This is a genomic window from Sinorhizobium sp. 6-70, assembly GCF_030124375.1.
Lineage (GTDB): Bacteria > Pseudomonadota > Alphaproteobacteria > Rhizobiales > Rhizobiaceae > Sinorhizobium.
Map to the genome: position 1 here is coordinate 127,095 of NZ_JASKLS010000011.1, position 12,768 is coordinate 139,862.

The following is a 12,768-nucleotide window of genomic DNA, read 5'->3' on the forward strand; positions in this document are numbered from 1 at the left end:
CGCTTTGAACTTTGAAGTGGATCACCGAAGCGGATGAGATGCCCTAGCATCGGGGTGCTCTAGACGCCTCCCGCCTTGGCAAGCGCTCGCTTTTCGCGGCGCCGCTGAACCGAGGAGGGGATATTCATCGCCTCGCGATATTTGGCCACGGTGCGCCGGGCTATGTCGACGCCGGCCTGCTTGAGCCGATCGACGATGTCGTCGTCGGAAAGCACCGCATCTGCACTCTCCTGCTGGATCATGGCGCGGATGCGGTGACGGACCGATTCCGCCGAGTGGGCGTCACCGTTCTCGGCCGAGCCGATCGAGACGGTGAAGAAGTATTTCAGTTCGAAAAGCCCGCGCGGCGTCAGCATGTACTTGTTCGAGGTGACGCGGCTGACCGTCGATTCATGCATCTTGATCGCGTCGGCCACCATCCTGAGATTGAGCGGGCGGAGATGATCGACGCCATTGACGAGAAAGCCGTCCTGCTGGCGGACGATCTCGCTTGCCACCTTCATGATCGTGCGGGCCCGTTGGTCGAGGCTGCGCGTCAGCCAGTTGGCGTTTTGCAGGCAGTCACTGAGGAAGGCCTGGTCGGCGCTGTTCTTCTGGGTCCCGCGCGAGATCTCGGCGAAATAGTCGTGGTTGACGAGAACGCGGGGCAGGGCGTCGGGATTGAGCTCGACCAGCCAGCCGCCATCGGGCCCGGCGCGCACGATGACGTCCGGAACGATCGCCTCGGTGACGCTCGTCTCGAAGCTGGTGCCGGGCTTCGGATCGAGCTTGCGGATTTCGGCGAGCATGTCGATCAGATCTTCCTCGTCGACGCCGCAGATCTTCTTGAGGCTTGCGAAGTCGCGCCGTGCCAGGAGCTCGAGGTTGTCGATCAACGCCTCCATCGCCGGATCGAGGCGATCGCGTGCGCGCAACTGGATGGCAAGGCATTCGCTGAGCGTGCGTGCGAAGATGCCCGGGGGATCGAATTGTTGCAGGCTGAGAAGCACGCGCATCACATCTTCGCCGGTCGCGCCGAGCCTGGCTGCCGTATCGGCGAGGTCTGCGTGGAGGTAACCCGCCTCATCGAGCTGGTCGATGAGGTGCTGCGCGATAAGCCGGTCACCGGGGGCGGTCAATGCGAGGGGCAGTTGTTCCAGGAGCACGTCCCGCAAGGTTTTTCGGCTGGCGACGAAATCGTCGAGGTCGTATTCCTCGCTGCCCTCACCTTCGCCGCCGCCGGGCATCGACTTCCACTGACCGAGCAGTTCCGGCGCATCGGGGCGTTGCGGTGGCGTGTCGTCCGGGAAGACGTTGGCGAAATCGGCGTCGAGCTGTTCGTTGAGCCTCTCGCCCGGGCTCGATGTCGCACTGTCGTAAAGGTCGCCCTGGCCGACACCCTCATCTGCCTCGCCGGACGTGGGCGCGGGATCCTCGTGCGTGGAGCGGTCCGGGGCGGCGACCATCTCGTCGCCCGCTTGAAATTCGAGCAGCGGATTTTTTTCGACTTCCTGGGCGATGAACTGATTGAGTTCCAGATGCGTCATCTGAAGCAGTTGGATCGACTGCATCAGCTGCGGCGTCATCACCAGCGACTGAGACTGGCGCAGATATAGGCTGGCGGACAAAGCCATGCTGACGCGTAACCCCCGTCACGATCTCCGAGGCCGTGTCCGCAGGTGGTCCTCGACAGGCCTTTTATTACTGCATGTATCCTCAAATCCTAGCCGATTTAAGGATAAAACACGCGGCACTTCAAAGTGCTACAGCGTCCTTTGCGCGTCTGATAGGACGCTCGGCGCTGTAGTTGGCCCAAAAATTGCTTATCAGGGAGTTTTGGTCAAGCGCAGTTGCGGGCGGAAGCAGCGGATTCGCCCGCAATGTCGCCTACAGGCTGAAATTATCGCCGAGATAGAGGCGGCGGACATCCGGATTGGTGACGATGTCGTTGGCGCGGCCGTGCGTCAGAACCTCGCCGGCATGGATGATATAGGCTCGGTCGATGAGTCCGAGGGTCTCGCGGACATTGTGGTCGGTGATGAGCACGCCAATGCCGCGCGAGGTCAGGTGTCGCACGAGTGCCTGGATGTCGGCGACCGAGATCGGGTCGACGCCTGCGAAGGGCTCGTCGAGCAACATGAACGTCGGATCGGTGGCAAGCGCCCGCGCGATTTCCAGGCGCCGGCGCTCACCGCCCGACAGGGCGATGGCGGGCGATTTGCGTAGATGTGTGATCGAAAATTCGCCGAGCAGGTCGTTGAGCTTGCTTTCGCGCCGCTCGAGATTCTCGTCGTGGATCTCCAGCACTGCGCGGATGTTCTCCTCGACGGTCAGGCCGCGGAAGATCGAGGCTTCCTGTGGCAGATAGCCGACGCCGAGACGGGCGCGGCGGTACATCGGCATCGTCGTGACGTCGTTGCCGTTGATCTCGATCGAACCCTCGTCGACCGGCACAAGGCCGGTAATCATGTAGAAGCAGGTGGTCTTGCCGGCGCCGTTCGGACCGAGCAGGCCAACGGCCTCCCCGCGGCGCACGACGAGCGAGACCCCGTTGACGACGCAGCGCGACCGATAGGATTTCGTCAAGCCGCGGGCGATCAGGGTGCCGTCGTAGCGTGCCTTGTCGACCACATGAACGGGGTTGAGGCCCGCCGACGGCTTTTTGACCCGTTTGCGTTTGTGAAGAAAAGGAATCTGCACGAGCGGTCTACGTCAGTTCTGCTTGCGGGACTGCGGGTCAAGTTGAATCTGCACGCGGCCGCCGCAGGCTTCGAGCTGCGCTTCGCCTGTATCCATCTGTACGTTCAACTGGCAGCCGACGAAGACGTTCTTGCCTTCCGAGAGAACCACCTTCTCGCCCTTGAGCACGAGCGTCTGCTCGGTCATGTTGACAAGCCCGCTGTCGCCCGTCGCCTGCTGCGCTCCGGAGCTGAGGAACACCTTGTTACTGACCTCGATCCGGTCGATATCGGCATTGCCGCTCGTCACCGTGGCACCGCCTTCCGTCTTGTAAAAGACGGTCATGCTGCCGGCCTGCAGCGTGGTCGTGCCCTGGACCACCTTCACGTTGCCGGTGAAGATCGCCTTGCTCTCGGGATCCTTGATCTCGAGCTTGTCGCTCTCGATCTGGATCGGCTTGTCGTTCGAAAGCTGAAGGCCCCTCATCCGGCTGGAGGTGGCCTGTGCCGAAGCGCTGGTAACAATCATCAACGCACCGAGCCCGGCAACCGCGAGACTGGCTGAAATTCTAAAAAAAACGGCAGGTTTGACCGACATGGGTGCACCAGGTCCTATTTTGCGTTCTTGCGGATGGCGCTCGGGTCGACATTGACCTTGACCATGCCCTCAAATGTTACAATACGTCCCTTATCTGTCATTCGCAGCGTCTGCGCAATGATCGATCCGCCCTCCATACTGATCGCGATAGGGCGCTTCGTTTCCATCTCGCCGGCATTGATGTCCAGATAGGCCGACTGAAAATCGGCGTTAACGCCATTATTCATGGAAATCGTGAACGGTGCGTTCATATCGAGCGTGTTTGCGCCGCGATCGTAAATGCCGCTTGCCGCATCCACCGTGGCGATCAACGTGTCGTTCACCGGCATCTCGGCGTGAATGGTTTCGAGCGTGATGAGGTCCGGGTTGGCTATGTCCTGCAGCGCACGCTGCGCTTTCATGGAATAGCTGATGTCCTGCTTGTTGCGACCGGAGATCGCAGGATTCTGCATGACGATCTTGCCGTTCTCGATCGTTGCCGTCTCGAGTTGCAACTCTTCCGGCAGGAAGGCGCGCACGAAGGAGACGGCCACGAAGATCATGGCGATAACGCTGGCGACAAGCGGCAATATGACCTTGAGGCGTCTCACCCGCGCGGAGTGCCGCGCCGCCGAAGCGTAGGCATCGGAGGAACTCGCGCCAGAATCGGCAAAGATTCCGGGGAATCGTGCTTCGTTCAGCATGGAGAGGCCTGTTGGTTCCCTTGAGTCTCGGCGGAGCCGGACGACCCGCATTTACATACAACGGTGTAAGTCACGGCGAATATGGTTATTTTCTTGCCGTCCGACAATGGAGCGACAAAAACTTTGAAAGGCTGCGAAAAAAACGGTTGCGGCTTTTAACGGCCATCAACCGCCGCTATCTAATTTGCCGCGGCTCGCGCAGATAGCATGTTCCTTTGGAAACTGACAGAACCTCGAGCCAAGAAAACGCGAGCCAAGAAGAACGGGAGAGACCCATGGACGAACTTGCCATAGCCGATCGTCGCAGCCTGCGTCGCAAGGTGAGCTTCTGGCGTTGGGCGACTGCCGCAATCCTCGTGGGCGTGGGCCTCGCGTTGTATGCCTTCTCGGGCTGGAGCGAGGTGACCGGGCGCGCGCGCCACCACGTTGCACGCGTTGCCGTCTCGGGCTTGATCCAGGACGACCGGGAGCTGGTCGAGCGGCTGGAACGGATCGCCGACAACGATTCGGTCAAGGCGCTTATCGTGACCATCTCGTCGCCGGGCGGCACCACCTATGGCGGCGAGGTCATCTACAAGGCGATCCGCAAGGTCGCCGCGAAGAAGCCGGTGGTCTCGGACGTCCGCACGCTCGCCGCCTCGGCCGGTTACATGATCGCGCTTGCCGGTGACCACATCGTCGCCGGAGAGACGTCGATCACCGGTTCGATCGGCGTGATCTTCCAGTACCCGCAGGTCAAGGCCTTGATGGACAAGCTCGGTGTGTCGCTCGAGTCGATAAAATCGCGACCGCTCAAGGCCGAACCCTCTCCCTTCCACCCGCCGAGCGACGAGGCGAGGGCGATGATCCAGGCGATGATCGATGACAGCTACGGCTGGTTCGTCGATCTCGTGGCCGAACGGCGCAAGATCCCGCGGCCGGAGGCGCTCGCCCTTGCCGATGGCCGCATCTTCACCGGGCGGCAGGCGCTGAAGGACAGGCTCATCGATACACTCGGCGGCGACGACGAGATCCGGGCCTTCCTTGCCAGCCGCAACGTCCCGAAGGACCTACCGGTGGTGGACTGGGAGGGGCCGCGCGGAACATTGCCTTTCGGCCTCGGTGGCGCCGCCGCCGAGTGGATCAAGGCTTTGGGATATGACGCTTTTCCGGCGATGAGGGGACTCGAAAAAATCGGTGGCGAGAAGTTGTTTCTTGACGGTCTTGTTTCGGTTTGGCAGGTTGATGAACAATAGGAGAAGGCGCCATATGTTGTCCTGAGCCGGAGGCTCGTTTGGCTCAGAATGCGCGTTGTGACGCCTGTCGAAGCCACGAAGCGAACAGAAAAAGCAAAAAATCAAGGGGGCGACAGTGATCAAGTCAGAACTGGTGCAGATTGTGGCCGCACGCAATCCGCATCTCTACCACCGCGACGTCGAAAATATCGTCAATGCGGTTCTTGATGAGATCACGGATGCACTGGCGGCGGGAAACCGCGTCGAGTTACGCGGCTTCGGCGCCTTCTCGGTCAAGAACAGGCCGTCGCGCTCGGGGCGCAATCCGCGCACGGGCGACTCCGTCTTCGTCGAGGAGAAATGGGTGCCCTTCTTCAAGACCGGCAAGGAACTGCGCGAGCGGCTCAATCCCGGTATGAACGGCAACGACGACGACTAGAGCGTCCGCTTTCAAATGAAAGCGCTGGACCGTCCTTGCGTTCACTTGAATGCACGGCGCTCTAGATCGCGATAATTTCGGATCAATGGAGCGGGTGCAGTCTTTCCGGCGCACGAGAAAGGCTCCAAATCCTTGAACGTGGGCGTCGTGCCTTGCGAAAATCGTCGCGGGTTTCGGGCCGATGCAACAGCCGGAGCGAATGCATGCTCAAGAAACTGATCAATATCGTTGTGCTCGTGCCCCTCGGGATCATCCTTATCGTACTGAGCGTTGCCAATCGTCAGGCGGTGACTCTGGCGTTCAATCCGTTCAATCCGGCCGACAGCGTACTTTCCGTTTCGGCTCCATTTTTCGTGTTCCTGTTTCTCGCCGTCATTGTCGGGTTGATTCTCGGAGCCGGGGTGACCTGGCTCCGCCAGGGAAAATACCGCCGCCGCGCCCGCAACGAGGCGAACGAGGCAATGAAGTGGCATCGTGAGGCGGAAAAGCACCGCAGCCAGGCCGAAAAACTGGCATCGCAGACAACGCTGCCTGCGCCGCAGAACTGACCCATCGTGTCTTGTATTGGGTGTGCTCGGCTTGTCTAGCTCGCCGCTTCCGCCGACCCGCTGACTGCCAGGTTGAAATCCGCAAAGAACTGTTGCGCGAGTTTCTTCGATGTCGAATCGATCAGGCGCGACCCGAGTTGGGCGATTTTGCCGCCGACCTCGGCCTTGACGTCATAGCGCAGCACCGTCTCATCGCCGTCCTCGACAAGCGTGACATCTGCGCCGCCCTTGGCAAAACCGGCGACACCGCCCTTGCCTTCGCCCGATATCGTGTAGCTCTGAGGTGGATTGAGGTTGGAAAGCACGACGGTGCCGTTGAAGGTCGCAGAAACGGGTCCGATCTTCACCTTGACCACGGCCGTCAGCTCCGTTGGCGATTTCATTTCGAGCGACTGACACCCCGGAATGCATCGCTTCAGGATTTCCGGATCATTCAAGTATTGCCAAACGGCGTCGCGCCGCGCCGCGATGCGTTCTTCGCCCGTCATGTCCATGCCTGTTCCTCCCGTCCTGATCCCGGCTTCGATCTTGGCAAATCGGAAACGGCTTTGCCAAGAGCATCGGCAGTGCTATTTGCACGGTTTGAGCGTGTCGTCCGCCCGACGGAGGGTGTGAAGGGCCGGCTGGCTGCGGCCTCGGTTCACGAGCGGATACGCCGAATGGTTTGATTAAAGTCCAAGGATCAGCGCGTGAAAGAAAAAGATCGGCGGTCGAAGAACGCCTCGGTCACGGCGGCGAAAGGCCGGGGCGCTGAGGCGCGGGGCGGCCGCCACGAGCAAAAGCACCCACCCCTGAAGGGGGCCGGCTTCAAGGGCAGGAGCGGTGGACCGCCCGCAAAAGCTGCGCCGGAGAAAGGCGAGCGGCAGCGATCCGCCCAGGAGGCGCTCCCAATGCGCCCCGTCCGGCAAAGAACTGGCGACAAGCCAGGCGAGACCGTGCCGCTCATCCTCGAGACGGCGGCGACGGCAGGCTACCATCTGATCGACAGCGGCAACGGTGAGAAGCTCGAACAATACGGACCCTATCGCATCGTCCGCCCCGAGGCGCAGGCGCTTTGGCCGAAGGCGCTGCCGGCCTCGATCTGGGACAAGGCCGATGCCGTCTTCACGGGCGATACCGACGAAGACGGGATGGGGCGCTGGCGGTTTCCGCAGGAGGTGCTGGGCGAAACCTGGCCGATGCAGCTTCTCGATACGGATTTTCTCGGCCGCTTCACCTCGTTTCGCCACGTCGGCGTTTTCCCCGAGCAGCTCGCCCATTGGTCTTGGGTGAAGGACCAGGTGGCGACGGCCGGGCGGCCGCTCAAGGTTCTCAATCTCTTCGGTTACACCGGCGTCGCTTCGCTGATTGCCGCCAAGGCGGGCGCCGAGGTGACGCATGTCGACGCGTCCAAGAAGGCGATCGGCTGGGCGCGCGAAAACCAGACCCTGGCGCGTGCCGAAAAACTGCCGATCCGCTGGATCTGCGACGATGCGATGAAATTCATCCAGCGCGAAGAACGGCGCGGCAGTCGCTATGACATCATCCTGACCGACCCGCCCAAGTTCGGGCGTGGCCCGAACGGCGAGGTTTGGCAGCTCTTCGACCATCTGGCGGCAATGCTGGACATCTGCCGCGAAATCCTGTCGCCTGAGGCGCGCGGGCTCGTCCTCACGGCCTATTCCATCCGCGCGAGCTTCTATTCGATCCACGAGCTCATGCGCGAAACGATGCGCGGACGCGGCGGCCGGGTCGAGTCGGGAGAGCTCATCATCCGCGAAGGCGGTCTCGACGGCAAGGAGCCGGGGCGGGCGCTTTCCACTTCCCTCTTCAGCCGCTGGGTACCCAAATGAACACTGACAGAAGCGATCACGGCACGCCGCGCGTCGGCCATGTGAAGGAGGTCACCAGCCTCACCAACCCGATCATCAAGGACATCCGCTCGCTTGCGCAGAAGAAGCATCGCGACGAGACGCGTTCCTTCATGGCGGAGGGTCTGAAGCTGGTGATCGATGCCCTCGATCTCGGCTGGAAGATCAAGACCCTCGTCTACGCCAAGGCGGCAAAGAGTAAGCCGCAGGTCGAGCAGGTGGCGGCCAAGACGGTCGCCAAGGGAGGTCTGGTGCTCGAGGTCAGCGAGAAGGTGCTCTCGACGATCACCCGGCGCGATAATCCGCAGATGGTGGTCGGCATCTTCGAACAGCGTTATCGCGCGCTGAAGGACGTTCGACCCGAGGACGGCGAAACCTATGTGGCGCTCGACCGCGTTCGCGATCCCGGCAATCTCGGCACGATCATCCGGACGGCGGATGCGGCCGGCGCCTCCGGCATCATCCTTGTCGGCGAGACCACCGATCCCTTCTCGCTCGAGACCGTCAGGGCGACGATGGGCTCGGTCTTTGCCATGCCCGTCGCGCGTGCCAGCGCGGAAGAGTTCGTCAGGTGGCAAAAGGCGGCCGGCGTCCGGGTCGTGGCTACGCATCTGGCAGGCTCGGTCGACTACCGGACCATCGACTACAGGTCGAAGCCGGTCGTGCTCCTGATGGGCAACGAACAGGCGGGCCTGCCCGAGGAGCTTGCCCGCGAAGCGGGGGCGCTTGCCCGCATCCCGCAGGCTGGCCGGGCGGATTCGCTCAATCTCGCGATCGCCACCGGGATCATGCTGTTCGAAGCGCGCCGCCACCTGTTGTCGCTGGATGCCGGCGCATGAGCGAGCGGCAGGTTCTGTTTTCGAGGCCGCTGCCGATCACGGTCTTCATTCTGCTGGCGCTCGTCGCCGACCAGATCATCAAATATCTGGTCGAGACATTCCTGCCCTTCCAGCAGGCGGTCGCCGTCATCCCCATGCTTGCCCTCTACCGGACCTACAACTACGGCGTGGCCTTCTCCATGCTTTCGGGGATGGAAGACTGGTTCATCGTCGGCATGCGCCTGGCCGTCGTCGGCTTCGTGCTCTGGCTCTGGCGCCGCACGCCGAAGGACCGGTTCTTCGCTCACTTCGGCTATGCGATGATCATCGCCGGCGCGCTCGGCAACCTCGTCGACCGGCTGCTCTTCGGCTACGTCATCGACTATATCCTGTTTCACACGGCCAATTGGTCCTTCGCGGTTTTCAACCTCGCGGACAGCTTCATCACGGTCGGCGCAGGCGCGATCATCCTCGACGAACTGCTGCTGGCGAAAAGGCGCGATCGCTAAAACTTTAAAAACGGGCTGAAGGCATTCGGAAGGCTTGTCATGCTACGTCGATGGCATGAGCGAAGCGTCACGACTGCAGCGGCGGATCGAGTCCGGTTTCGGCACGGGAGCCCGTGCGGGCCGGCCCGCACCGTTGGCGGCTGACGCCGGAGGCTATTGGCCGGCGCGCGCCGCCTTGGCCGTCGCAGGCATCGCCGCTGCGGTGATCCTCTTTGCGGCGGGCGCGGCGAACGGCTTTCCCCTCTATTCGGCATTTGTCGCTGTGGGCGGCCTCGCCGGGGCCTTCCTGCTTCTCGCCGACGGCCTCGAGACGTGCGGCGGGCGAAGCGGAACGCTACGTGAAGCCGCCTCTGACGAAGACTGGCAGTGGTTTGAAACCTCGGCCCTGCTTTCGACAATTCATGACGGACTTGGCGATCTTGCCGTCGTGCGCACCATGGACGGCCAGATCGTCTACGCCAACACCGTTCTTCACGAAGTCTGTGCCCGCGCCGACGTGCGCGGACTGACCTGCGCGGCGATAGGCCTGAGCTTCGAGCCGAAGCCCGGGCCAAACCACTATCTCGTGCGAATCTCAACGCCGAGGGGAATCCGCCTTTATGACTGGCATGACGTGATCGCCCGCGAGCCGGCGACAGGCAGGCTGATGCGTCACAGCATCGCCCGCGACGTGACCGAGGAGGCGCGCGCCGCGCGCGAAAGGGAGGAGGCCCGCCGCCGCGCCGAGGAGGCAAGCCGAGCGAAGTCGCGCCTCCTTGCTACCGTCAGCCATGAGATCCGCACGCCGCTCTCCGGTATTCTGGGCATGAGTCACCTGCTCGGCCAGACCCGGCTGTCGGCCGAGCAGAAAAACTACCTCGCCGGCATGCAGCAGTCCGGTCACGCATTGGTTCAACTGGTCGAGGATCTGATCGACTTTTCTTCGCTTTCGGCCGGGCGGTTTCAGTTGCGCCCCTCGCAGCAGGACCTGCGCCTCGTCATCGAGAGCGTGGTGGAGATGCTCGCGCATCGCGCGCACGAGAAAGGCATAGAGATCGCCGCCACCGTTGCAGCCGACGTGCCGGCAGGGCTGGTGTTCGATGCTGCACGTCTCAGGCAGGTGCTCTTCAACGTGATTGGCAATGCCGTGAAATTCACCGAGACCGGTGGTGTCCTCGTTGCCGCCGACATTGCCGATGGCGGCGTCAGAATCCGGATCGACGACACCGGCCCCGGCATGTCGGCCGATGAGCTCGGGCGCGTCTTCGAGGAATTCGAGCAGGCCGGGGACGATAGTCAGCGCGCCAAGGGAACCGGCCTGGGGCTGGCGATTTCACGCAGGATCGTGGAGGCCTTCGGCGGCAGCCTGACCGCTTCAAGCGCCTCCGATCGAGGAAGCCGGTTCGAAGTCCGCTTTCCGTTGATCGGGGGCGGTCCGTCGGCCGCCGAACGAGATGGCGTGCTATCTGGCGCACAGGTGCTGGCGTTGGCTCCCGATGGTCCGGTCTCGAACGCGCTCGCCGCAACGATTACGAGCCTTGGCGGCGTGTGTCATCGTGCACCGACGCTTGCCGCCGCCGACGCGATCATCGCCGCCGTTTTGTCGAACGGCCTGCCGCTGACCGACATCATCGTCGACCATCGCCATTCGGAGCAGTTCCGCCGCCTCCTTGCGCTACGACCGGAGATCGCCGGCCTCAAGCTGCGCCGGACCTACCTTATCAACCCGGAGGAGCGTACCGCTCATCCGGTCAACCAGATCGACGGCTATGAGGCATGGCTTATCCGCCCCTTGCGCGAAAAGTCGCTGGTGGAGGTTCTGCTCGGGAGGCTGAAGGGCATCGAGAAGCGTGACGCGTTCAACGACAACCGGCCGATCCTCCGAGAGGCGCTGCCGCCGGGTGAGGCGGGCGAACAGGGCGATCACGATATTCTCCTTGCCGAGGACGATCCGGTCAATGCGCTCATCTTGCGGACAATTCTTCGGCGGGCAGGCTATCTGGTCCGCCACGTTGGCGATTTCACCAGCCTGGATCGCGCGTTGCACGATCCTGACGAAGCCGTGCGCAAGACGCCACGCCTGATCCTCACCGACCTCAACATGCCAGGTGGCGATGGCCTGGCGATGCTGAAGCGCCTGCGCGAGCAGGAAACGGCCGGGCGCGGCCGCTTGCCCGTTATCGTCTTGACGTCGGATACCCGCGGAGACCTGCACGAGCTGCTGCTCGCAGCGGGCGCGGACTCGGTATTGCCGAAGCCGCCGGAACCAGGGCGCCTCACGGTCGAAATCGCACGTCTTCTCGAAGCCTGAAGAGCGACTGCATGTGTCCCTAAATCCCAGCCGAGGATCAAAACATGCAGCAATTCAAAATGCTGCAGTGTCCCTTACGCAGCGGATAAGGCGCGCTGTGCTGTAGGATCCGGCACGCCGGCCATCCCCCGCGGTGCCGGGGTTGTAAGCGGCCTTGGTGTCACTATCTTGTAGCACAAACGTGGTTTAAGCCCGGCAGGCACACACAGGCGATTCGGGATAACACGGATGACGATCGAACTTCTGGATTCGACGAACGTGATTGACACTTCACAGGCTTGCATCCGCAAGACGATTGCGACCCCGGCAACCGAGGTTCTCGGGCGGATCGCCAATCTCGAGACGCGGCTTGCCCGCTCCGCCGCCGAGGTCGATGCCGCACAGGCGGTACGCTACAAGGTCTTCGTCGAGGAGATGAAGGCGCAGGTGGGGCCGGATGCCGAGCGGCGCAAGCGCGACGTCGACAGCTGGGATTCGATTTGCGATCATCTGCTGGTTCTCGATACGTCGATCGAGGGCGACCCGGAAGACCAGATCGTCGGCACATATCGGCTGTTGCGGCACGACGTCGCAGAGCGGACCGGCGGCTTCTACTCGGCTTCGGAATTTGCGATCGCCGAACTGCTTGCGCGCCATCCGGGCAAGCGTTTCATGGAACTCGGCCGCTCCTGCGTGCTGCCGGAATATCGGACGAAGCGGACCGTCGAACTGCTCTGGCAGGGAAATTGGGCCTACGCGCTTAAACATGGCGTCGACGCGATGTTCGGATGCGGCTCGTTCCCGGGTGTCGTTCCGGAAGAGCACGCATTGGCGCTCTCCTTCCTCCACCACAATGTTCTTGCCCACGGTGAATGGGCGGTTTCCGCCCGGCCGGAGCTTCATCGGACCATGGACCTGATGCCCTCGGAAGCGATCAACCCAAAGAAGGCGCTTTCCGCTCTTCCGCCGTTGATCAAGGGCTACATGCGGCTCGGCGCGATGGTCGGCGACGGTGCCGTCGTCGATCATGCTTTCCGCACGACCGACGTGCTGATTGTGTTGCCCATCAGCAATATTTCCGGCCGCTACCTCAACTACTACGGCGCGGACGCCGGACGGTTTTCCTAACCGTCTCCTGATCGGCGGCTTGCAGTATTAACCAGTTGTTAAGGATGTGTTTGAC

At 62.3% G+C, this 12,768-nt stretch carries 13 protein-coding genes; 8 read left to right on the forward strand and 5 right to left on the reverse strand.

The window, feature by feature from the left end:
- Nucleotides 1–59: 59 nt before the first annotated feature.
- From rpoN to lptC, 4 genes are all read right to left on the reverse strand, one after another.
- Nucleotides 60–1,613: an RNA polymerase factor sigma-54 gene (gene rpoN, locus QN222_RS21065; protein ID WP_283962406.1), complete on the reverse strand. Its 1,554-nt coding sequence runs from the start codon at nucleotides 1,611–1,613 to the stop codon at nucleotides 60–62.
- Nucleotides 1,614–1,866: 253 nt separating this feature from the next.
- Complete coding sequence (gene lptB / locus QN222_RS21070) at nucleotides 1,867–2,679, reverse strand: LPS export ABC transporter ATP-binding protein (protein ID WP_283962405.1); 813 nt, start codon at nucleotides 2,677–2,679, stop codon at nucleotides 1,867–1,869.
- A gap of 12 nt (nucleotides 2,680–2,691) precedes the next feature.
- Complete coding sequence (locus QN222_RS21075; protein WP_283962404.1) at nucleotides 2,692–3,255, reverse strand: LptA/OstA family protein; 564 nt, start codon at nucleotides 3,253–3,255, stop codon at nucleotides 2,692–2,694.
- Between the two features lie 14 nt (nucleotides 3,256–3,269).
- A complete protein-coding gene (gene lptC, locus QN222_RS21080; protein ID WP_283962403.1) occupies nucleotides 3,270–3,938 on the reverse strand; it encodes an LPS export ABC transporter periplasmic protein LptC in 669 nt (222 codons plus the stop codon).
- A 275-nt stretch (nucleotides 3,939–4,213) separates the two neighbouring features.
- On the opposite strand from lptC, the gene sppA reads away from it, so the two are divergent.
- The 3 genes from sppA to QN222_RS21095 all read left to right on the forward strand — a co-directional run bounded on the left by sppA (nucleotide 4,214) and on the right by QN222_RS21095 (nucleotide 6,139).
- Nucleotides 4,214–5,173 (forward strand): signal peptide peptidase SppA, encoded by a 960-nt coding sequence (gene sppA, locus QN222_RS21085; protein ID WP_283962402.1) that lies wholly within the window; start codon nucleotides 4,214–4,216, stop codon nucleotides 5,171–5,173.
- Between the two features lie 115 nt (nucleotides 5,174–5,288).
- Nucleotides 5,289–5,591: an integration host factor subunit beta gene (locus QN222_RS21090; protein WP_136506735.1), complete on the forward strand. Its 303-nt coding sequence runs from the start codon at nucleotides 5,289–5,291 to the stop codon at nucleotides 5,589–5,591.
- A gap of 203 nt (nucleotides 5,592–5,794) precedes the next feature.
- On the forward strand, nucleotides 5,795–6,139 hold the full coding sequence (locus tag QN222_RS21095; RefSeq protein ID WP_283962401.1) for a DUF1049 domain-containing protein: 345 nt from the start codon (nucleotides 5,795–5,797) through the stop codon (nucleotides 6,137–6,139).
- A 35-nt stretch (nucleotides 6,140–6,174) separates the two neighbouring features.
- On the opposite strand, the gene QN222_RS21100 is transcribed toward QN222_RS21095, so the two are convergent.
- On the reverse strand, nucleotides 6,175–6,633 hold the full coding sequence (locus QN222_RS21100; protein WP_283962400.1) for a carbon monoxide dehydrogenase subunit G: 459 nt from the start codon (nucleotides 6,631–6,633) through the stop codon (nucleotides 6,175–6,177).
- Between the two features lie 195 nt (nucleotides 6,634–6,828).
- On the opposite strand from QN222_RS21100, the gene QN222_RS21105 reads away from it, so the two are divergent.
- The 5 genes from QN222_RS21105 (at nucleotide 6,829) to QN222_RS21125 (ending at nucleotide 12,713) form a co-directional block, all read left to right on the forward strand.
- Nucleotides 6,829–7,971: a class I SAM-dependent rRNA methyltransferase gene (locus QN222_RS21105; RefSeq protein ID WP_283962399.1), complete on the forward strand. Its 1,143-nt coding sequence runs from the start codon at nucleotides 6,829–6,831 to the stop codon at nucleotides 7,969–7,971.
- A complete protein-coding gene (locus QN222_RS21110; protein WP_283962398.1) occupies nucleotides 7,968–8,828 on the forward strand; it encodes an RNA methyltransferase in 861 nt (286 codons plus the stop codon). The genes QN222_RS21105 and QN222_RS21110 overlap by 4 nt, the downstream gene beginning before the upstream one ends.
- Nucleotides 8,825–9,316 (forward strand): signal peptidase II, encoded by a 492-nt coding sequence (lspA, locus tag QN222_RS21115; protein ID WP_283962397.1) that lies wholly within the window; start codon nucleotides 8,825–8,827, stop codon nucleotides 9,314–9,316. Before QN222_RS21110 ends, lspA begins: the two co-directional genes overlap by 4 nt.
- Nucleotides 9,317–9,371: 55 nt before the next feature.
- Entirely contained in the window at nucleotides 9,372–11,606 is a 2,235-nt protein-coding gene (locus QN222_RS21120; protein WP_284005580.1) for an ATP-binding protein, read from the forward strand.
- A 228-nt stretch (nucleotides 11,607–11,834) separates the two neighbouring features.
- The gene (locus QN222_RS21125; RefSeq protein WP_283962394.1) at nucleotides 11,835–12,713 is read left to right on the forward strand and encodes a GNAT family N-acetyltransferase; all 879 of its coding nucleotides are present in this window, start codon (nucleotides 11,835–11,837) and stop codon (nucleotides 12,711–12,713) included.
- Nucleotides 12,714–12,768 lie beyond the last annotated feature (55 nt).